General features: G+C 44.5%; 22 protein-coding genes. 8 read left to right on the forward strand and 14 right to left on the reverse strand.

Features of this window, described 5'->3' with window-relative positions:
* Positions 1–2: 2 nt before the first annotated feature.
* The 7 genes from HFA01_RS14605 to HFA01_RS14635 all read right to left on the reverse strand — a co-directional run bounded on the left by HFA01_RS14605 (position 3) and on the right by HFA01_RS14635 (position 7,179).
* On the reverse strand, positions 3–1,040 hold the full coding sequence (locus tag HFA01_RS14605; protein WP_146817518.1) for a Gfo/Idh/MocA family protein: 1,038 nt from the start codon (positions 1,038–1,040) through the stop codon (positions 3–5).
* The gene (locus HFA01_RS14610; protein ID WP_146817520.1) at positions 1,037–2,077 is read right to left on the reverse strand and encodes a Gfo/Idh/MocA family protein; all 1,041 of its coding nucleotides are present in this window, start codon (positions 2,075–2,077) and stop codon (positions 1,037–1,039) included. Before HFA01_RS14610 ends, HFA01_RS14605 begins: the two co-directional genes overlap by 4 nt.
* A 14-nt stretch (positions 2,078–2,091) precedes the next feature.
* Positions 2,092–2,814, reverse strand: coding sequence for a ThuA domain-containing protein (locus HFA01_RS14615; protein WP_146817522.1), 723 nt, complete (start codon positions 2,812–2,814; stop codon positions 2,092–2,094).
* Between the two features lie 49 nt (positions 2,815–2,863).
* Entirely contained in the window at positions 2,864–3,904 is a 1,041-nt protein-coding gene (locus HFA01_RS14620; RefSeq protein WP_146817524.1) for a LacI family DNA-binding transcriptional regulator, read from the reverse strand.
* A 106-nt stretch (positions 3,905–4,010) separates the two neighbouring features.
* The gene (locus HFA01_RS14625; protein WP_146817526.1) at positions 4,011–4,835 is read right to left on the reverse strand and encodes a carbohydrate ABC transporter permease; all 825 of its coding nucleotides are present in this window, start codon (positions 4,833–4,835) and stop codon (positions 4,011–4,013) included.
* Complete coding sequence (locus tag HFA01_RS14630; protein WP_089652024.1) at positions 4,835–5,695, reverse strand: carbohydrate ABC transporter permease; 861 nt, start codon at positions 5,693–5,695, stop codon at positions 4,835–4,837. The genes HFA01_RS14625 and HFA01_RS14630 overlap by 1 nt, the downstream gene beginning before the upstream one ends.
* Before the next feature lie 176 nt (positions 5,696–5,871).
* Positions 5,872–7,179 (reverse strand): ABC transporter substrate-binding protein, encoded by a 1,308-nt coding sequence (locus tag HFA01_RS14635; RefSeq protein ID WP_146817528.1) that lies wholly within the window; start codon positions 7,177–7,179, stop codon positions 5,872–5,874.
* 365 nt (positions 7,180–7,544) lie between these two features.
* On the opposite strand from HFA01_RS14635, the gene HFA01_RS14640 reads away from it, so the two are divergent.
* A complete protein-coding gene (locus HFA01_RS14640; RefSeq protein WP_146817530.1) occupies positions 7,545–7,982 on the forward strand; it encodes an Hsp20/alpha crystallin family protein in 438 nt (145 codons plus the stop codon).
* Here the strand turns inward: HFA01_RS14640 and HFA01_RS14645 are convergent.
* Entirely contained in the window at positions 7,976–8,392 is a 417-nt protein-coding gene (locus HFA01_RS14645; protein WP_146817532.1) for an Hsp20/alpha crystallin family protein, read from the reverse strand. The two genes, HFA01_RS14640 and HFA01_RS14645, sit on opposite strands and share 7 nt — an antisense overlap.
* Positions 8,393–8,435: 43 nt before the next feature.
* On the opposite strand from HFA01_RS14645, the gene HFA01_RS14650 reads away from it, so the two are divergent.
* From HFA01_RS14650 to HFA01_RS14660, 3 genes are read left to right on the forward strand one after another with little or no spacing between them, the layout of a single operon-like run.
* On the forward strand, positions 8,436–8,633 hold the full coding sequence (locus HFA01_RS14650; RefSeq protein ID WP_146817534.1) for a hypothetical protein: 198 nt from the start codon (positions 8,436–8,438) through the stop codon (positions 8,631–8,633).
* A gap of 5 nt (positions 8,634–8,638) precedes the next feature.
* Positions 8,639–8,962 carry a hypothetical protein gene (locus HFA01_RS14655; RefSeq protein ID WP_146817536.1) on the forward strand — a complete coding sequence of 108 codons (324 nt, stop codon included), beginning with the start codon at positions 8,639–8,641 and terminating at the stop codon, positions 8,960–8,962.
* A 1-nt stretch (position 8,963) separates the two neighbouring features.
* Positions 8,964–9,254 (forward strand): hypothetical protein, encoded by a 291-nt coding sequence (locus HFA01_RS14660; RefSeq protein WP_146817538.1) that lies wholly within the window; start codon positions 8,964–8,966, stop codon positions 9,252–9,254.
* Here the strand turns inward: HFA01_RS14660 and HFA01_RS14665 are convergent.
* The 3 genes from HFA01_RS14665 to HFA01_RS14675 are packed head-to-tail and all read right to left on the reverse strand — an operon-like array spanning position 9,239 to position 9,984.
* The gene (locus HFA01_RS14665; RefSeq protein ID WP_146817540.1) at positions 9,239–9,457 is read right to left on the reverse strand and encodes a hypothetical protein; all 219 of its coding nucleotides are present in this window, start codon (positions 9,455–9,457) and stop codon (positions 9,239–9,241) included. The genes HFA01_RS14660 and HFA01_RS14665 overlap by 16 nt on opposite strands.
* 47 nt (positions 9,458–9,504) lie before the next feature.
* Positions 9,505–9,750, reverse strand: coding sequence for a hypothetical protein (locus tag HFA01_RS14670; RefSeq protein ID WP_146817542.1), 246 nt, complete (start codon positions 9,748–9,750; stop codon positions 9,505–9,507).
* 36 nt (positions 9,751–9,786) lie between these two features.
* Positions 9,787–9,984, reverse strand: a complete 198-nt coding sequence (locus HFA01_RS14675; protein ID WP_146817544.1) for a hypothetical protein — start codon at positions 9,982–9,984, stop codon at positions 9,787–9,789.
* A 212-nt stretch (positions 9,985–10,196) separates the two neighbouring features.
* Here HFA01_RS14675 and HFA01_RS14680 point away from each other — a divergent pair, with 212 nt between their 5' ends.
* Positions 10,197–10,961 (forward strand): sugar phosphate isomerase/epimerase family protein, encoded by a 765-nt coding sequence (locus HFA01_RS14680; protein ID WP_146817546.1) that lies wholly within the window; start codon positions 10,197–10,199, stop codon positions 10,959–10,961.
* A gap of 50 nt (positions 10,962–11,011) precedes the next feature.
* Positions 11,012–11,545: a phosphatase PAP2 family protein gene (locus HFA01_RS14685; protein ID WP_146817548.1), complete on the forward strand. Its 534-nt coding sequence runs from the start codon at positions 11,012–11,014 to the stop codon at positions 11,543–11,545.
* A 15-nt stretch (positions 11,546–11,560) separates the two neighbouring features.
* Here the strand turns inward: HFA01_RS14685 and HFA01_RS14690 are convergent, their stop codons facing one another.
* Entirely contained in the window at positions 11,561–11,890 is a 330-nt protein-coding gene (locus HFA01_RS14690; protein WP_089652036.1) for a helix-turn-helix domain-containing protein, read from the reverse strand.
* A 310-nt stretch (positions 11,891–12,200) separates the two neighbouring features.
* Here HFA01_RS14690 and HFA01_RS14695 point away from each other — a divergent pair, with 310 nt between their 5' ends.
* Both HFA01_RS14695 and HFA01_RS14700 read left to right on the forward strand, forming a co-directional pair.
* Positions 12,201–12,923: a CBS domain-containing protein gene (locus tag HFA01_RS14695; RefSeq protein WP_146817550.1), complete on the forward strand. Its 723-nt coding sequence runs from the start codon at positions 12,201–12,203 to the stop codon at positions 12,921–12,923.
* Positions 12,924–13,013: 90 nt separating this feature from the next.
* Entirely contained in the window at positions 13,014–13,370 is a 357-nt protein-coding gene (locus tag HFA01_RS14700) for a PilZ domain-containing protein (RefSeq protein ID WP_146817552.1), read from the forward strand.
* 142 nt (positions 13,371–13,512) lie between these two features.
* On the opposite strand, the gene HFA01_RS14705 is transcribed toward HFA01_RS14700, so the two are convergent.
* Both HFA01_RS14705 and HFA01_RS14710 read right to left on the reverse strand, forming a co-directional pair.
* The gene (locus tag HFA01_RS14705) at positions 13,513–16,590 is read right to left on the reverse strand and encodes an efflux RND transporter permease subunit (RefSeq protein WP_146817554.1); all 3,078 of its coding nucleotides are present in this window, start codon (positions 16,588–16,590) and stop codon (positions 13,513–13,515) included.
* Complete coding sequence (locus tag HFA01_RS14710) at positions 16,590–17,924, reverse strand: efflux RND transporter periplasmic adaptor subunit (protein WP_146817556.1); 1,335 nt, start codon at positions 17,922–17,924, stop codon at positions 16,590–16,592. The genes HFA01_RS14705 and HFA01_RS14710 overlap by 1 nt, the downstream gene beginning before the upstream one ends.
* Positions 17,925–18,218: the final 294 nt, after the last annotated feature.

Genomic DNA, 18,218 nt, shown 5'->3' on the forward strand with positions numbered 1-18,218 from the left:
GTTTATAGTTTCACACTTGTTCCTGTTTCACTGCTTTGATAGATGGCTTCCATCAATTTCGTCACTTTCAGCGCCTGTTCCGGCTTCACGACTAATTCGTCATTTCCTAAACAGCTGTCGATAAAGTTTTCCGCCTGAGCAAGACCAGGGGTAGGCTCGCCTTCACGGATTTTCGCTGTACTATCAAGCAGTGCCCCGTATTTCGCTTGATAGAGTTCAAAAGGATAGACGCTGAGTCCACCGTCGACACCAGAGATCGAAAGCGAAGTATGGTCTTCCTTGATGTTAGCCGCCCATGAGCATTCAAACTGCAAGGACACTCCGTTTTCAAACGTAATGTAACTCGTCACATGATCATCAACGTTGAACGATTCATGATCGAATGCTCCCCAGTCGTTCACCTGTCCTGGAGTCTTGCTTAAACGGTCATACGTGCGCCCCATCACTTCGACAGGTTTTGGGTCATCCAGAAGCCAAAGCGCAAGGTCGAGCAAATGACAGCCGAAATCGATCAAACTGCCGCCGCCTTGCAAATCTTTATTCGTGAATACACCCCAACCTGGAACCTTACGGCGTCGCATCGCTTGTACTCTCGTTACGAGAGGATCTCCAATTTCATTATGAAGGATCGCTTTTTTAGCCAGCTGTGCTTCCGGTGTGTAGCGGTAGTGGTAAGCGATTGATAAAAGGCGGTCATTTTTCTCTGCCGCTTCCATCATCGCTTCGCATTCTTCTGTCGTAATCGCCATCGGCTTCTCACATAACACGTGGACACCAGCTTCAAGGGCGGCAATGGAAATCTCCGCATGAAACTTGTTCGGCGTACAAATCGTGACCGCATCGACTTTTGCGAACATATCTTTATAATCTTTGAAAACGTAGGGAATCTGATGGGCTTCGGCTACTTCTTCCGCTCGTTGTTCATTCACATCCTGAACAGCCGTCAGCTCCACTTTGTCTTTTAAATCAAGGAAAGAGGGAATATGCCGTCCTTGGGCAATTCCCCCTACTCCGATGATTCCCATTTTCAGACGTGTCATTTGGTGACTTTCTCCAGGCTGCTGATCTGTCTCGTTTCGCCTGAGCGGAGGGCACCGAGGATGACTTCCAGTGATTTCATACCTTCTTCTCCGGTGATCAGAGGCTCGGTATCATTCACAATGCTGTCAACGAAGTGGTCGATGACGTGAGAATTGCTTTGTCCGCCTTCTTCATTGGATTGAATCTTCCCTAGCTGATAATTGACGATATCGCCATTTGTATATTGAGCAATCAAGGAGTATTCGGGATCGTCTTCAAGGCGAAGCGTTCCTTTTTCCCCATAGATCACTGTCGAATTGTCTTCATTCGGGTTGTATGCCCAGCTTGCTGCCATCGTTCCGACAACGCCAGATTGAGAGCGTAGAATGCAGACAGCATTATCATCAACCGTAATGTCTTTCTTCGCATTGTTCTCGACAAAGCCTGCGACATCGACGAATTCTTCACCAAGGATGTAGCGGAGCAGGTCTGCTTTATGTACTCCTAAATCTCCCATGGCACCGATGAACGCCTGATCCTTCTTGAAGAACCAGCTGTCTTCCCCTTCAGCACTCCATCCTTCTGGTCCACCGTGACCGAAGGCTGTACGGAAGCTGTAGACTTTTCCAATAGCGCCTGATTCAATCAGTTCTTTCGCTTTCACGTGTGAAGGAACGAAACGCTGGTTGTGGGCGATCATCAATTTCTTACCGTTCTTTTCAGCCGCTTGAATCATTTCTTCCGCTTCTTCTTTAGAGGTTGCCATCGGCTTTTCACAAAGGACATGGGCACCGGCATTCAGTGCAGCAATGGAGACGGGTGCATGCAAATAGTTCGGCAGGCAAACGCTTACCGCATCCACTTCTTCTTTCTTTAACAGCTCTTCATAATCTGTGTAAAGAGTTGCCCCGTGCACTTGCGCTACTTCTCTTGCACGTTCTTCAACAATGTCACATACGGCTGTGACTTCAACATTTTTATTCGCTACGTATTCGGGAAGGTGACGGTTTTGAGCAATACTTCCGCATCCAATTACAGCAATTTTCAATTGTGTCATAGTAAAAAGCTCCTTTATGATTTAGTTGAAATTTCTTCTAAAGGTTGAGCATTTCCGTACACAGGTGTCGGCGTTTCTGTGTTCTTCGCCCATTTCACACCATTACGGATGACGGTTTGTACTTCTTTGTTGTAATAGGTCGGGTACGTTTCATGTCCCGGACGGAAATAAAAGACCTTCCCTCTTCCACGACGGAAAGTAGCCCCACTACGGAACACTTCTCCACCTTCAAACCAGCTGACGAAAATCAATTCTTCAGGTGTCGGGATATCAAAATGTTCGCCATACATTTCTTCTTTTTCAATTTCGATGAACTCGCCGATGCCTTCGGTGATCGGATGACTTGGATCAACGACCCAGATGCGTTCTTTCTCATCTGCTTCACGCCACTTCAAATCACAGGACGTGCCCATCAACTTTTTGAACGGCTTAGAAAAGTGAGCAGAGTGAAGAACGACAAGTCCCATGCCTTCAAGTACGCGCTGCTTTACTTTTTCCGCAATTTCATCCCGCACTTCATCATGGGCTTTATGTCCCCACCAAACGAGTACATCCGTTTCTGCAAGCACTTCATCGGTCAAACCATGCTCTTCCTCATCCAATGTCGCTGTCTTTACATTCTCATGATCCTCCCCAAGAAAATCCGCGATCGCACTATGAATGCCCTCTGGGTATATATCAGCAACGACCTGGTTTTCTTTTTCGTGACGGTTTTCATTCCATACTAGTACGTTCATGTTCATTCCCCTTTTCTTTATAAATAAGCGCTTTCTTTCTGAGAAAAAATTAATCTGCTTGTTTGATTGGTTTCCTAGGATGGCAGGAATCCCGTTCTACGATGACCGTAGGAATGATCACGCTTTTTTTGATCATATCCGGCCGGTTCAATAAATCGATCAAGCTTCTTGCTGATTCATGGCCCAATTGAAACGACTGTGTATCTACTGTTGTTAATGCGGGATTGGATAAACGGGCAATCATCGTGTTGTTGAACCCGACAATGCTCATATCCTCCGGCAGATTCAAACCTTTGGAGGTCAAAGCTCTCATGACGGTCAAAGCATTATAATCATCGGTGATGACAAGGCCTGTCGGTGGATCCTTTACCTGCAGCAGTTCCTCCACCACTTGATCGGCATCCGCCAGTCCCGATTGGATATTTTTTTGTAAATTCTTGTCTTCCTCTAAATGACCATTCGCCAAAGCTTGTCGAAATCCTTCTAAACGGTCCCTGGCCACTTCGAAATGATAGTCGCCTCCGATAAAGCCGATTCTCTCATGACCCAGTTGAATCAAATAATCCGTCACTTCTTTACTTGCGAGGATGTTGTCGTTATCCACAAACATCGTTTCACCTGCTCGATTCACAGGTTTTCCAACCATCACGAAAGGGAAATTGCACTCCCGCAAGTATGGGACGACTTGATCATCTTCACGGGAATACAAGACGATGACACCATCGACCCGCTTTCCTTGCACCATTTTGACAACTTCTTTGAAGATCGCTTCTTCCGTATTGCCTGTTGTCAAATAAATGCTGTAATCCTCTTCATGACATGCATCACTGATTCCCCTCAACAGTTCTGAGAAAAAGGGGTTATCAAAAGAGTGGACGGTAGAAACTTTGGTTACAATGCCGATCGTCTGCGTTGATTGGCTGACGAGGACGCGGCCATTGTAATTGATGTGATACCCCAGTTCCTCCATCACTTTTCTCACTTTCCGTTTCGTCCGTTCGCTGATTCGCGGACTATCGGAGATGACTCTGGATACCGTAGAAGGAGCGACATTCGCAACTCTCGCCACATCTTTAATCGTGACAGACACGCCCATCGCCTCCTTTCCTCTATTCATCTTTCATTTTCTAATTCAAACCCATTCGATGGATCGGAATGACCGATCACTCGCCCCTCTTATAGAAGGGATGAAAAGCTTATTTGACCGCACCTTCGGATACGCCATTGATGATTTGTTTTTGGGCGAAAAAGTATCCGATGATGACCGGAAGGATGGCAATCGTCAGACCTGCAAGTGCCAGATGCCATTGTTTCGTGTATTGACCGAAGAAGTAGAACATCTTCAATGGAATCGTCGCATTGGATTCACTCAATACAAGGGAAGGCAATAGGTAATCGTTCCAGATCCAAATAACGTTCAAGATCGCCACGGTTACGGATATTGGCTTCAACAATGGGAAAATGATGTACCAGAACGTTTGGAAACGGTTCGCTCCATCGATGATAGCCGCTTCGTCCATGGATTTAGAAATCCCTGTCATCGCACCGTGATAAAGGAAGATCGACAAACTACAACCGAAACCAAGGTACATGAAGATCAATCCACCAGCGTTCAACATGTCCGCTTGGCCGAAAATAGAGACGAGTGGAATCATGACCGACTGGAACGGGATCAACATCGCAGCAACGAAGATGAAGAAAATAACGCCGCTGAGTTTACTTTTGTTCCTGGCTAGTGCATATCCCGCCATGGAAGAAAACAGGATGATGATCGCGATACTCAAACCTGTAATCAAAACCGAGTTGAACAGTGACTTCAAGAAAGCCAAATCAATGAAAGCTTCTACAAAGTTTGCGAATACGACTTCTTCAGGGAACCCTAGAACACCAGAAAAGATATCACGCTTTGTTTTGAATGCATTGACGATCATCAAATAGAAAGGCGCAATCCAGATGAGACCAAGCAGAAGGCCGAGAATTTCGATGGAAATTAAATTCCGTTTTTCTTTATTCTTATTCATTACATCTCAACCTCCCGTTTCTTGTTGTAATACACTTGCGTCAATGCTATGACAGCAACGATCAAGAAAAAGATAACAGCTTTAGCCTGAGCGTAAGCCATTTGATTATCAGAGAACGCGGTACGTACAATTTCCATTGCTACCATCTGCGTCGAGTTGAATGGTCCGCCGTTTGTCAGGGACAAGTTCTGGTCATAGATCTTGAAGGCCATGGAAAGCGTTAAGAACATACTAACCGTAAATGCCGGGGCAACGAGCGGGAACGTGATGTTTTTGAAGCGTTGGAAGCTGCTTGCTCCGTCAATCTTCGCTGCTTCAATCAACTCTTTCGGAATGTTTTCAAGGTAAGCAATGTAAATGATCATGATATACCCAGCCATCTGCCATGCGGTCAGGATGACAAGGCCCCAGAAACCAGTGTTCGTCGTAGACAGCCAACCGTTCAATCCTTCAATTCCTGTAAGACCGGCAATATCTCCGAATACACTGATGAAAATGAACTGCCAGATAAACCCTAAAATCAGACCACCGATCAAGTTCGGCATAAAGAAGACGGTACGCAGAAGGTTGCCTGACTTGATGTTACGAGTAACAAGAAGAGCCAGTCCAAGACCCATGATGTTCAAGAGAATGACGGTTACCACAGCGAATTTAACCGTGAACCAGATCGAATCCATGAATTCACTTTCCTGGAAAAGGTTAATGTAATTCTCAAAACCTATGAATGCATTTGCTGTAATCCCGTTCCAATCCGTGAAGGAATAGAAGAGACCATATAAGAAAGGAATGACAACGACTATACCAAGACCCATGATCACCGGCGTCAGGAACAGCCAGAAAGATAAACTTCGATTCTGCATGTATTACTCCTCCAATACTTTAAGCGGGACGAACCGCACGTTATGATATCGATTTCATATGATTGGATAAAACATCCCATCTATTAACATACTTACCTATTTAAATATCCTAATAGAGGGGATCTTTTATAGTACCAGTAAGGGCAGCAAGCCCTTACTGGTTCCAATTCTACTGCTTATTGACGAGCATCTTCCCAAGCTTGAGTCGCTCTTTGTTCTACTTCTTCCCAGCTGATGTCTCCAGCAAGGTATTCTTGTACAGCTACTCCGAATGCGTCTTCAGTCCAGCCAGTCGGCGCTCCAAGGAAGACCCATCCAAGCGTGTTGCCTTCGTTTGCATACTCATAGATTTCCTGAGAAATCGGATCTGCAATTTCCTGATCTTCATAACCTTCGTAAGCAGGAATGAACTTGAATTCTTCTGTTACGAATTGCTTTCCTTTTTCAGATGTGTACATCCAATCTAAGAAATCCTTACTTGCTTGTACAACTTCATCTTCAGACTCTTTGTTCACAACCCAGTAGTTCGGTACACCAACAGGGATGCTTCCTTCGTAACCTTCTACAGGAATTGGAAGAAGGCCGACGTTGTTCTCAGCAAATTCAGGATCCATGGATTCAACTGTGTTGTAAACCCAGTTCCCTTGCTGAATCATCGCCACTTTACCAAGAGAGAAGTTTTCTTCAACCTGTTGAGAGTAGTCAAGGCTCAGTGTCGGTTGAACAGAGTACTCATTTTGAAGGTCTACGAAACGCTTCATTTGGTCACCCATCTGGAACTCAATCGTATCCGCTTCATAAGCTTCCATGATGTCATTGTTAAATTCATCTGCAATATACGCATTGGCTAAGTGGTTACCGATGACCCACTTCTCTTTAGCCGGGAAGGCGAAAGGTGCATCGATTCCAAGCTCACCTTTTTGATCTTCCAACGTTTGAACAGCTTCTTCTAGAGCTTCAAATGTTGTGATTTCATCCGCATTGATTCCTGCTTCTTCAAAAACTTTCTTGTTATAAAGAAGGCCGTATCCTTCTTGGTTGAAAGGAAGCCCTAACACTTGATCATTACGAGATACGCCGGAAAGTGTACCTTCTAGAGCTGCGTTTGCTGCATCTGTATCAGAAAGGTCGGCTAAGTATTGCTCATACTCATCGACGTCTGTCGGTCCACCGACGTTGAAGATGTCAGGCTCTTCACCAGAAGAGAAAGATGTCTTCAGTGATGCACCGTAGTCGTTTCCTCCACCAACGGTTTTAACATTGATGTTCACGTCCGGGTTTTCTTCTTCGTACATGGAGACAAGCTCTTCAAACTGGTCTTTGAATTCTACTTTAAACTGAAAAACATCGACGGTAACGGCATCGCCTGAAGCATTGTCGTCTGAACTACTGCTGTCGTCGGATCCAAATGAACAACCAGAAAGAGCTACAGTAGACGCTAACAGTGCTGTCGCAATCCCAGAATAAAACTTGTTTCTTTTCATCTCATCCACCCCTATTTTTTTATCAATCATTGAATCCGCTTACATACCACATCTAAGAAAAGAGTTTTCCAACTTGTGAAACCTACGCGCATACGTTTGCGCAAATGGCAGTTAAAAAACTCATCAGCTTGTCCACAATGAGTATAAAAAGAGCTATTAATTAAGATGTGAATACGTTTGCACAAAATCCATTGATTAATGAAGTTGAGTAAATCATAACACGGGGGGCATACAAATACAACACCATTTTTCAAATAATTCTCCAAATAGACAGTGTTTCCATAGATTCGTTTTTTCCTGCCTTTTATGTGTCGTGTCATGAACTTACGTGATTCCACATACTTTGTAAGAGTGAGGTGAAAGAAATGAAGAAAAAGAATGGTCCGATCAATTGGGAGGCTTTTTCAGAAAATGTAGAGAAGGTATTAGGGGAAGATTTCTGGAACGACATGCATCATGTCATTCCCAAGCGCGGTCCTTCTTACGACTTTTTTGAAACAAAAGATCAGGCTGTCCTTGTTATTGAACTGCCCGGCCTAACAAAGAGTGACCCGGTCTATCTAACCCAGGAGGGCACTTCTATGATTATCAGAGGGGAGATTACTCCCAATTACCCAGTAGCGGAAGAAGATTTAATTCATAACGAACGAATGAAAGGAAGCTTTAAACGTGTCATCCCCGTCCCCTTCCATTATACAGCGGAAGATATCGTGACCGCCTACAAAGACGGTCTTTTGACCGTCACCATTTTTAAACGACAGAAAAACAGGGACATTCCGATTGAATTAGAAGACCATCAATAATGCAAAAAGATTTCTTTTTCATCGGAGCTCTTTTTTTGTAAACGAACTTCAATTGCGCCGTTCTGGTATTGGGCATATCCATTTCTTCTACTCGTCTGAACGGGCAGAGCAATCTCCATCCGATCAGCCCAAATCCCGCTTACAAACAGCTTCCCGCTTCCAACACTCAATCTGATCTCTTCTACATCCACTTCATAAGGAACGGGGATGGTGACGACTACTTCCCTCATCAGTTCCACCACTTTATAGTCACTGCTCGGTTGGTTCGTCTTCTGCTGATCTTTTGGTGTCAAAGCATCCTGGATCGACTTTTGTACGAAATCATTCATTTTCCCCATATCCATGAAATCATCAGGAAGAAAAGAACTCTCTTTCCCCAAAGGATTAAACCAATTCTTAATGTCTTTCATGCTTATCTTTTCCTTTCATACATTAGTGATAGGAGGTGATGATATGAGTCATATTCAATTTAAGAATTTATCCGTTGACCAAATCAGTGCCACATCGGGAATCTTTTCAGGAACAAACCTCCAATCTGGATTTAAAGCCGTGCAACAGAGCTGGGAAGGAAACGGAAGAATCATTGGTCACAAAAACACCCTTCAACACAATAAACATTTAGTCATCAAACGGCCTTCTAAAAGAGTGTAAACGTTATGTTCTTTAAAAAACGTCGTCACAAGCAAACGGATATTGATGATCTTGTAAAAGAAATACATGAATTAAAACAAGTCATCCAAGGGATGCAGGGGAAGCATGTGGAATACCATATTCATTTTGACCAAGTGGATATCCATGATCCCAACCTTGAGCAGCTGACGTTCCAGTTGGACCATCTAGATATCGATGAATTGAGTGGAGCCCTTAACATGGGGAACAATTTCGGTGTGAATGTTAAACCGAAGAATTCTTCCCGTCCAGAACTTAGTCGAACGGACAATGGTTTAAAGTTCAGCTTCAAATCAAAGGAGGATTCCTAATATGGCCGGTTTATCTCCTTATTTTTTTATAGGAAACATAAGGATTGGAACCATTGAAAATGCCTCCTGTTTGAACATGGGAAACAATATCCCGACAGGATTTGAGAGTCACCAAAAACATAACCAAGGGTTTGGGAACGTATTTGGTGACGGCAATACTCTTGAAGGGTTACGTTCTATTTTAAGTGATTCTGCCATCCTTGATCTAATGTCACAGGAAAACGACCAGGAAATTCCAGAGTGGGTGCAAAAACTAATAGAAAAGAAAATGGAGAATCATCCTGTAGAATGATCGGCTCCATTCTCCTCTTTTGATGGACGTACCATTTTCGTGATCGGCATATCGATTTCATCATTATCATGAATGACATTGACATTATAAGAAATGATATTCCCTTCCCCTACGACTGTACCAAGGGCCGCATTCTGCTTTTCCTGTGTTTCCCAATGAGTTTGAGTATTCGGACCAACAAATATGCCGGAGTTATTCGTCATATGGTTGACATAGATGGAATCAAACCGAATATCGATTCTAATTCCTCCTATACCTGGACGTTTGGTTGAGGGTTGCTGACGGTAGGGTTAACGATTGGTGTATCATTAACATCATTATCAATAATGGTATTCACATTATTGGTCGCAATGAAAAAGCCAACGGGAATTCCTGCAGCATTATTGTTCTTCCCTTGCCAGGACCAATCCGGCTGATTATTTTGCCCTGTAGATATGATTCCATTTTCAGTAATCGAGTTGACAGCAATTTGATTGAAGACGACGGATACGGGCATTCCTATTCACCTCACCTTTTCTTCTGATATCCTATTCTAGAACATTTGGAATGTGCCTTTTTCGGACAAACCTACTTCTCCTCCATGCTTCCCGTAACACTCAAAACACAAATCAATCTCAAGGAGCGATCCATCTGTAACTGTACACACTTCATAGTCACGAAGTTCTTTTTTACACTTCCAACAAACGCTGTGAATTTCATTCATTTCCTGCATCGTCTCTTTCCAGTCCATTCGTATTCCACCTTTAGTTGTTTAGTTATAGCGTCATCTTACGCGGTCCGTAAACACTTTCAAAGTCAGTAAATCGTCCAATTCCCTCTACCTTTGATTGTCACTTTTCTACTTTCTACTGGTTATTTTTCATTTTTGGAAGGGAATTCGACAATGGAAATCTAATCTTGATAAGTGGAGTAGAAAATGAGGATGAAAGGAAAGGGATCCATATGAATACACCTATACCTATCGCAGTACAGCTGTACACCTTACGAAATGAAACGGCCACAGACTTCGCCGGCACGTTAAGGAAAGTTGCCGATTTAGGCTTTGATGCCGTGGAGTTTGCCGGTTTTGGTGACATGACCGCTTCCGAGGTCAAACGTTTATTAGATGAACTTGGCTTAAAAGCCGCTTCCAGCCATGTCCCTTTAGAAGAACTGAAGAACAATCTTCCCCAGGTCATTGAGGATCAAAAAACGATTGGAAGTGAATATGTAGTTTGTCCGTACATCGAGGAACGAAGCGAATCTGATTATGTGCATTTAATTGAGGATTTGAAAAAAATCGGTGATGAATGCCGTCAACATGGGCTTACTTTGTGCTATCATAATCATGACTTCGAATTAGATCCGCTGCCAGACGGAAGAAAACCACTGGACGCGATCCTTGAGGAAACAGATGAGAACCAAGTCCAGGCGGAGTTTGATATCTACTGGCTTCAAAAGGCAGGCGACCAACCTTCTGCATGGATCGACCGCTATCAGGGGCGTACGCCATTGATTCATTTGAAGGACATGACCCTTGATGAAGAACAATACTTTGCGGAGCTCGGGACAGGCGGCGTTGATTTGGATACCGTGTTTGTCCTTGGCGAAAAAGCCGGGGTGAAGTATTGGATCGTCGAGCAGGATGAAAGCCGACGCACTCCTTTAGAAAGCTTGGAGATCAGTATGAATTACTTAAAAGAGAAGTTTCCTCAACTGAATAAATAAGCAGAAGGGCGTGAGTTCCTCACGCTCCTTCTTTATGTAAGGAGATACAAATGGACAACGGACTTGTATTATGGATTTATGATTTTTCTGAAGCCGAATGGGTGGATGCACTCATGGTCTTCTTATCATCATGGGGATACAAAGCGATGATTGCTTTATTCTTTTTATTGACTTTGGCTAAAAAGACTCGGAAGCTCGGAATTGCAGCCATAGCTGCATCTTTGATGGGACTAGTCATCAGCAGGGCTATTCGCTGGATCGCGCCTAGGGAAAGACCTTTCGTAGCCCTTGAAGAGATCACGCCCTTGATCGAAAAAGAAGCAAGTGCTTCTTTTCCCAGTGAGCAAGCATTATTTGTCGGCATCTTTATCGCCTTGGTGTGGATGATCGGAAGCAGATTTAGATGGATCGGGGTTCTTCTTGGTTTGATTATTCTTATTTCAAGAGTATATCTAGGTCATCATTATGTTTCAGATGTGCTGATCGGGGTTGGTTTAGGTGGGTTTCTTTTCGCCACCCTCTACAACTTATCCAACACCCAGCAGTGTTTGCGGTTAGAAAAAGAGAAAAGCCTCACCTCTTAAAAAAGAGTCAGGCTTTTATTTATTCTGGTGGATTCTCCATTTATTAAACTCCAGATATTCACGGAATTGTTCTTTAGAGATCCCTGAATTCATCGCTTCTTGAACCAAATTCATCCAATCCTTGTCCAGCGTTTCATCCTGAGGTTCATTTTCTCCGTGGAGTAAAAAGTTGATGGAAACGTCTAGTTCCTGAGATATTTTAGTCAAGAACTGAATGGAAGGGTTGGTCTGGATATTCCGCTCAATCGAACTCAAATAAGATTTTGCGACTCCCGCCCTTTCGGCCAATTCAGATAGCGACATATGTCGGTCTTTGCGAATTTTTTGAATGCGTTCACCGATCATGATCTCACCTTCTTTCCTATTGATTTGAGTATAGCACAGATTGAACAACCGTTCTATTTAAAGCACGAAAAATCAATACGGAGTCCTATGTATGCTTTGGTTTTCCCCATTATGTATACTTCCTATTCCCTATCTTTTATTATCGTCCAATCCTACCAATTATTTAGTGAAAGTTTTACTTTAACGAACGGTTTTCAGCTTTAGTTCAATAGATGGCAGATCAAATTTAGATTAAAATGAATCACTTTCGTGCAGGATTCACACACTAACTGTAAAAATGAGTGAGAATTCTTAGGAAAAGGTGAACAAGATGAATGACATTGTGGAGCAGTTTGAAATTACATTCAACCAAATCCATCAACATTTGAAAGAACTGAATGCCTTCCCGAAAAATGATAATTTCGTGGAGCTACTTCAGCGTTCCAAACTGAAGCATAGCGTCATCCGTGTCCACTTCGATCAGTTGAAACAGTATGCGAAACTCAGAAATGCCATCGTCCACGAGCGCATCAGTGGAGATTATTATATTGCCACCCCTCATGAGGATGTCGTAAAGGCTTTGCAACGAATTAAACGAACGCTTGACCAACCGCCTGAAGCCCTGGAATTCGCTACTCGTTCCGTCCTTTATTTTAAAGAAGACACAGCTCTTAGTCATGTGATGGAGGCTTTCGATCAGCATGGCATCTCTCAATTTCCAATTTATACGAAAGAACGTGCCTTCTCAGGATTACTTACGAATGACGGCATCGTCCGCTGGTTATCACAAAATCATAAAAACGGTAGAATCGCTCTTGAAGACGTTTGCGCTTCAGACGTCCTCCCCGTTGAAAAGGATCGCAGTGTGGAATTTTTAAAAGCAAGTGCTACTGTATTTGATTTAGAAGAGCGGTTTGAGAGAAGTTTGAATGAAAACCGGAAACTGAAAGCCGTCATTTTAACTGAATCAGGAAGTCCTGATGACTTGCCCGTGGGAATAGTCACCACCTGGGATTTGATTAAAGTGGACAGACGCGAGAGCGATGAAGATTAGATTTTTTTAAGTTAAAAAGCTAAATGATTGAACCTTCACTCTTGAAAGGATATGATAAAACCATCATAGTTTAGGAAGAGGGATGAAAGCATGAACGAACGCAGACATGAACCCTTCCGGTATCCATTCCAAACACCTCTCCCTGGTTTTTACAACAAGAAATTAAGCAGTCATGTGTCAGGTCCTATGGAAGTTAAAGACATCAGTATGAACGGATTACGCTTTTCTTGTGATTCTCAACCTGGACTGTCTATGAAAGATGAGTTGTTTCTCACCTTCATTTATGAAAATAAGACATTCACAGCTGAAGGACGACTCATATGGATGAAAACGGAAGAGCAGCGCATGACGTGTGGAGTACACGTGTTTGAATTTCCAGATCAATTAAAACAGATCATAGAAAAGCTTGGAGGATCCCTTGAGGCTGTTCAGAATGATCCAATGTAAACGAAGTCTCCGGGATGGGGGCTTTTTTAGTTTGCAAAAAATTGATTGGTGTCTTTTTCTTCCATTCCCTTATTACTTTGTAAAAAAATGGTGTACCAGGTCATCCAATATTTGGATGACCTGGTACACCAAAAAATGTAAGTTACTCTTTTTGGGCTCTCTTTCGGAAGAAGCCTGTGATTTTGTTGGATAGGTCGTCAAAGTATGTGTAGACGACCGGAATGAGTACAAGCGTGAAGAAGCTTGATACGGTCAGGCCGAAGATGATGGTGACCGCTAGAGGTTGTTGAGCTTCTGCTCCCCGCCCAATGCCGATGGCTAATGGGACCATGCCGAGCACGGTCGTCAACGTTGTCATCAGGATGGGACGCAGACGGTTAGGTCCTGCCTCTAAAATGGCTTCATAACGATCGTACGATTTCCGTCTAAGGATGTTGATGTAGTCGACCAATACAATGGCGTTGTTTACGACAATCCCCGCCAGCATAATGATTCCAACAAAGGCCGGTAAGCTGAATGGCAGCCCAGTTACAAATAAACCGCCTGAGATTCCGATAATAGTGGCCGGTAAAGAAAACATGATAATAAATGGGAACAAAAAGTTCTCAAATTGAATCGCCATGACGGCATAAACGAGAAAGATTGAGAAAATCAAGGCAAGAGACAAGTCCCCGAAAGCTTCCTGCATATCCTGTGCCTGTCCTCCTATTGTGTAGGAGTAGCCATCAGGAAAATTAAGGCGCTCGAGCTCTGCCCTTACTTCTTCCGTCGCCGTGCCTAGATCAATATTAGAAATTTCTGCTTCCACATTCACTTGTGGCTGTTGATTTTGACGGAGTAAAGACACAGGACCTTGAACTTGGTTCAACTCCGCAATAGTCGCAAGTGGGATGAGTGACCCATTCGGGGTCTGAACGGACATCCCTTCTAAATCTGCAATGGTCTGACGCTTCTCTTCAGGAAGAATAAAGCGCACATCAATTTCATCCGTTCCATTCCGATACCGCGTCGCCACCTGACCATTGAAACCAATCTGCACCTGGCTGATGACTTGTTGTTCTGTCAGGCCATATTGCGAGGCTTTATCCTGATTCACTTCAATCTGCATTTCAGGACGTCCCTCATCCGTTGAGGACGTAGCATTTTGCACCCCGTCGATCTCATTCATTAAATAAGCGACTTGACCCGCAAGCTCATCCAATACTTCATATTCCCCACCATTGATTTGCACTTGCAATGGTGCACCCGTTCCGAGGCCTGCATCCAACTCACTCACTTCTATTTCAGCACCTGGGATGCCCGCGAGTGAATCACTCAATTCTTCCATAACGGTTTGGGTCGTTTTTTCCCGCTCGGAAGGTTCGACAAGCTGAATCGTATAGGAAGCAAAGTCAGAGGATCCGTTGCCTATACTTCCCATTGATCCTCCCCCGATAGAAAGGTAACTCACATCTATGATTTCACTATAGTTCTCAATCTCTGCGTCAATTTCTTCTGTAAGAGCTTCCGTTTCCTCAAGAGATGTCCCTTCAGGCATGTTGACTCGAACTTCCACCTGTCCTTGATCGGAAGGAGGAATGAACTCTGTTCCAATCAAAGGAATGAGAGCTACACTCCCTGCAATGAGGGCAAAGGTAATCGCAATCGTCGTTTTCCTGAATTTCAATACCCACCTTAACACCGAACGGTAGCCATCATTCACTTTTTCTAAGAAGCGGTCAAACCAGTACCGGCGTCCTTCTTCTTTCAAAGATTTTGTTAAAAGTTTCGAAGACAGCATGGGAATTAAAGTGACAGAAACCGCTAAGGAAGCAATCAGCGCAAACATGATCGTCAACGCAAGCGGTGTGAACAATTCAGATGCGATGCCCTCAACGAATATGATTGGTAAAAAAACAACGAGTGTCGTTGTCGCTGAGGCAACAACTGCGGGTGCAAGCTCTGAGGCTCCTTGTTTAGCCGCTTCCACCATGGAATAGCCCCGCTGGCGATAACTGACGATGTTCTCTAAGATGACAATGGAACTGTCGACCATCATTCCAATACCGAGGGCAAGTCCCCCCATGGTAAGCACGTTTAAGGTCTCACCTGTGAAATACATCAAGGTAAACGTTGAAATGATGGCAATCGGGATCGACAACCCAATCACGAGCGTCGCGCGTACACTTTTCAAAAACAGAAGCAAGACTAAGACGGAAAAAATACCGCCGAGGATGATGTTCAATACGACGCTGTTGATCGATATTTTAATGAACTCGGATGTATCTAAAACGATGCTTGTGCCCACACCATCGGGCAGGTCTGATTTCAGCTCATCCATCGCTTCCCGTACGTTATCAGCGGTTTCAACGGTGTTGGCATCCGTCTTCTTCAGAATGGAAAGCACGACAGAAGACGAACCATTCACCTTGCTGATGGTGTTGGAATTGGTAAGCGTTTCGTTCACTTCCGCAATTTGACCAAGGGTCACTTGCGCCCCTGTCGGAGATTGAATCCTTGTTTCTCTCACATCTTCCACTGAATTGAATTCCCCATCAATCCGGATCTGCAAGTCCTTCTGCCCTTTCTCGATGGTTCCTGCTGAGGCTGATTGATTGGCCGCATTCAGCGCCTGAATCAACGTTTGGGAATCCAAGCCGTATGTAGCCATCTGAGCACGATCGACGAGGACTTGGACTTCTTTTGTCTGTCCGCCTTCAATGCTGACTGAGGCGACTCCTTCCTGCCTTTCAAGGAAAGGAACCAGCCGGTTTTCTGCTATCTTCTGGAGCTCATCCGGCGTATCGCCTGACAGACCGACCGTCATGATCGGCAGCTGTTGGGGATCAAAACGGAGGACACTTGGGTCTGATGCTCCTTCTGGTAAAAGCCCTGTCACTTGATCGACGTTTTCCCTCACTTGTAAGAGCGTGCTGTCAAGGTCCACACCTGTATTGAACTGCATAAGAACGAGTGACGCCCCGGCCTGTGATTGAGACTGGAGCACCTCGAGCCCTTCAATACTACTGACAGAAGATTCCACAGGCCTGCTGACAAGCTTTTCAACCTCTTGAGGTGCCGCGCCTTCATAGGAAGTCGACACAACCGCTATTGGCAAGTCAATTTCCGGATATAAATCAATGGTCAAACTCCGAAGAGATACAAACCCAAGACCTAGAATCGCAGCAACGATCATGATGACTCCGACAGGTCTTTTGACGGAAAGGTTCACAAGCTTCATCAGGAATCCTCCTCCATGATGGTGACTTGATCCCCGTCTGACAAGGTCAGCTGTCCTGTCGTAATCACCGTCGCATCTTCAGGAAGGTTCCCGGAAACCGCTGTGAAATCCGACTGAGATTCTAAAACGGAAACGAGAACCTGGACGGCTTTTTCATCCACCACTTGATAAACGAATGTTTCATCATTCTGTTCTACAAGACTGTCTGTAGGGACAATAAGCGTATTTTCCACCACATTTTCAGGAAGTAAAAAAGTGGCCATCATCCCTGGTTTAATCTTTTCGTCCCCATTCCCTATCGTCGCTTCAACGGGGTATAGGCCAGTATCATCCGGAACGGAAGAGACGTAACTGACGGTTGAGGTCACCTGCTCTTCCAGGGAAGGAAGGTCGACAGTTAGCTCCGCTTCTTTTTCAAAAAGCGAAAGTTGATCAGCGGTGACAGAAGCTGTGATCGTCATGGGATCCAGGCTAACAATCGTGGCAAGTGGCTGTTGGTTGCTTACCATATCCCCTTCACTTGCATTCAATGTCGACACTTCGCCTGACGTAGGTGCAGTGATCGCTTCATTCTCGGCTTGCTCCTGAGCCTGGTTCAACTGAACATTCGCTTGTTCCACCTGAAGCTCCGCCTGCTCAACGGCTACACGGGCCTGCTCCAATTGTTGTTCCGCTTGATCGACTTGCGCCTCTGCTTGTGCTACTGCAGACGAAGACTGGGGCTGCTTCCCTTGTAACTGCTGGTATTGAGCATACGCTTGATCTGCGCGGTTTTTCGCTTGTTGGTAGAGCGCATCGGGAATCGTACCTTCATCAGCCAATTTTTTCGTTTCATCAGCCAGTTGCTTCGCTTGTTCGTATTGTTGCTTGGCTGCTTCTGCTGCCTGAGCCGTTTGACTTGCCTGCGACTGCGAGGCCTGTTCAGCAAGATCGACCTGCTCCTTTGCATTCTCAACACCTTCGGCCGCCTGCTCTTTCGATACTTGAGCATTTTCAAGCTGCGTTTGTGCTTGTCGGAGGGCGATTTGCTGCAATTCTACCTGATTATCTACATTGCCTCCTGGACGAACGACGGCTATGGTTTCTCCTTTTTCTACTCTGTCCCCTTTAGCAACATTCAAGGTCGCTAATTCTCCTGGGGTTTCAGGCAGGACAGGGGAAGTGTCGGCAGCGGTCGCCCGGGCCACCAGTTTACGTTCCACAACAAAATCCTCTTTTTTCACGGACTCCACTTTGACCGGCGTGATCCGGTCCTCTATTTCCTCATTGGTTTCTTCCTGGTTACAAGCGGTTACAAAGAAGAGCACCATGAACATGAAAATCAACCGTTTCATCTAAGACTTCCTCTCCATATCAGACTCTCGTAAATCTCCCGAACTGTTATCTATAACCTTCTTTATTTTTCCCCTCAACCGGTGAGAGGATACCCATTCAGACGTACTGACCATGTAGTCATAATTACGATTAATGTTACTAAATCGCGATTTGTAATGCAACTTGTAGTATTCCTACGAAAATGACAAAATTGTGACTAATTTTGGAAGTAAACGACTTCCATACCTGACACCGCAATGGCTATTCAGGGTACCGAGTACGGCCGTGTAAATAGCTGTACCTATCCCACCCTA

The organism is Halobacillus faecis (genome assembly GCF_007991335.1).
Lineage (GTDB): Bacteria > Bacillota > Bacilli > Bacillales > Halobacillaceae > Halobacillus > Halobacillus faecis.

Excerpts from the sequence above, each read along its gene's own strand:
- HFA01_RS14650 (WP_146817534.1), top strand. The coding sequence starts at position 8,436 with ATGAGTCATATTCAATTTAAGAATTTATCCGTTGACCAAATCAGTGCC.
- HFA01_RS14705 (WP_146817554.1), bottom strand. The coding sequence starts at position 16,590 with ATGAAGCTTGTGAACCTTTCCGTCAAAAGACCTGTCGGAGTCATCATG.
- HFA01_RS14700 (WP_146817552.1), top strand. The coding sequence starts at position 13,014 with ATGAACGAACGCAGACATGAACCCTTCCGGTATCCATTCCAAACACCT.
- HFA01_RS14625 (WP_146817526.1), bottom strand. The coding sequence starts at position 4,835 with ATGAATAAGAATAAAGAAAAACGGAATTTAATTTCCATCGAAATTCTC.
- HFA01_RS14645 (WP_146817532.1), bottom strand. The coding sequence starts at position 8,392 with ATGAAAGACATTAAGAATTGGTTTAATCCTTTGGGGAAAGAGAGTTCT.
- HFA01_RS14685 (WP_146817548.1), top strand. The coding sequence starts at position 11,012 with ATGGACAACGGACTTGTATTATGGATTTATGATTTTTCTGAAGCCGAA.
- HFA01_RS14665 (WP_146817540.1), bottom strand. The coding sequence starts at position 9,457 with ATGACGAATAACTCCGGCATATTTGTTGGTCCGAATACTCAAACTCAT.
- HFA01_RS14660 (WP_146817538.1), top strand. The coding sequence starts at position 8,964 with ATGGCCGGTTTATCTCCTTATTTTTTTATAGGAAACATAAGGATTGGA.
- HFA01_RS14695 (WP_146817550.1), top strand. The coding sequence starts at position 12,201 with ATGAATGACATTGTGGAGCAGTTTGAAATTACATTCAACCAAATCCAT.
- HFA01_RS14630 (WP_089652024.1), bottom strand. The coding sequence starts at position 5,695 with ATGCAGAATCGAAGTTTATCTTTCTGGCTGTTCCTGACGCCGGTGATC.
- HFA01_RS14655 (WP_146817536.1), top strand. The coding sequence starts at position 8,639 with ATGTTCTTTAAAAAACGTCGTCACAAGCAAACGGATATTGATGATCTT.
- HFA01_RS14670 (WP_146817542.1), bottom strand. The coding sequence starts at position 9,750 with ATGCCCGTATCCGTCGTCTTCAATCAAATTGCTGTCAACTCGATTACT.
- HFA01_RS14610 (WP_146817520.1), bottom strand. The coding sequence starts at position 2,077 with ATGACACAATTGAAAATTGCTGTAATTGGATGCGGAAGTATTGCTCAA.
- HFA01_RS14635 (WP_146817528.1), bottom strand. The coding sequence starts at position 7,179 with ATGAAAAGAAACAAGTTTTATTCTGGGATTGCGACAGCACTGTTAGCG.
- HFA01_RS14605 (WP_146817518.1), bottom strand. The coding sequence starts at position 1,040 with ATGACACGTCTGAAAATGGGAATCATCGGAGTAGGGGGAATTGCCCAA.
- HFA01_RS14675 (WP_146817544.1), bottom strand. The coding sequence starts at position 9,984 with ATGGACTGGAAAGAGACGATGCAGGAAATGAATGAAATTCACAGCGTT.
- HFA01_RS14640 (WP_146817530.1), top strand. The coding sequence starts at position 7,545 with ATGAAGAAAAAGAATGGTCCGATCAATTGGGAGGCTTTTTCAGAAAAT.
- HFA01_RS14690 (WP_089652036.1), bottom strand. The coding sequence starts at position 11,890 with ATGATCGGTGAACGCATTCAAAAAATTCGCAAAGACCGACATATGTCG.
- HFA01_RS14710 (WP_146817556.1), bottom strand. The coding sequence starts at position 17,924 with ATGAAACGGTTGATTTTCATGTTCATGGTGCTCTTCTTTGTAACCGCT.
- HFA01_RS14615 (WP_146817522.1), bottom strand. The coding sequence starts at position 2,814 with ATGAACGTACTAGTATGGAATGAAAACCGTCACGAAAAAGAAAACCAG.
- HFA01_RS14680 (WP_146817546.1), top strand. The coding sequence starts at position 10,197 with ATGAATACACCTATACCTATCGCAGTACAGCTGTACACCTTACGAAAT.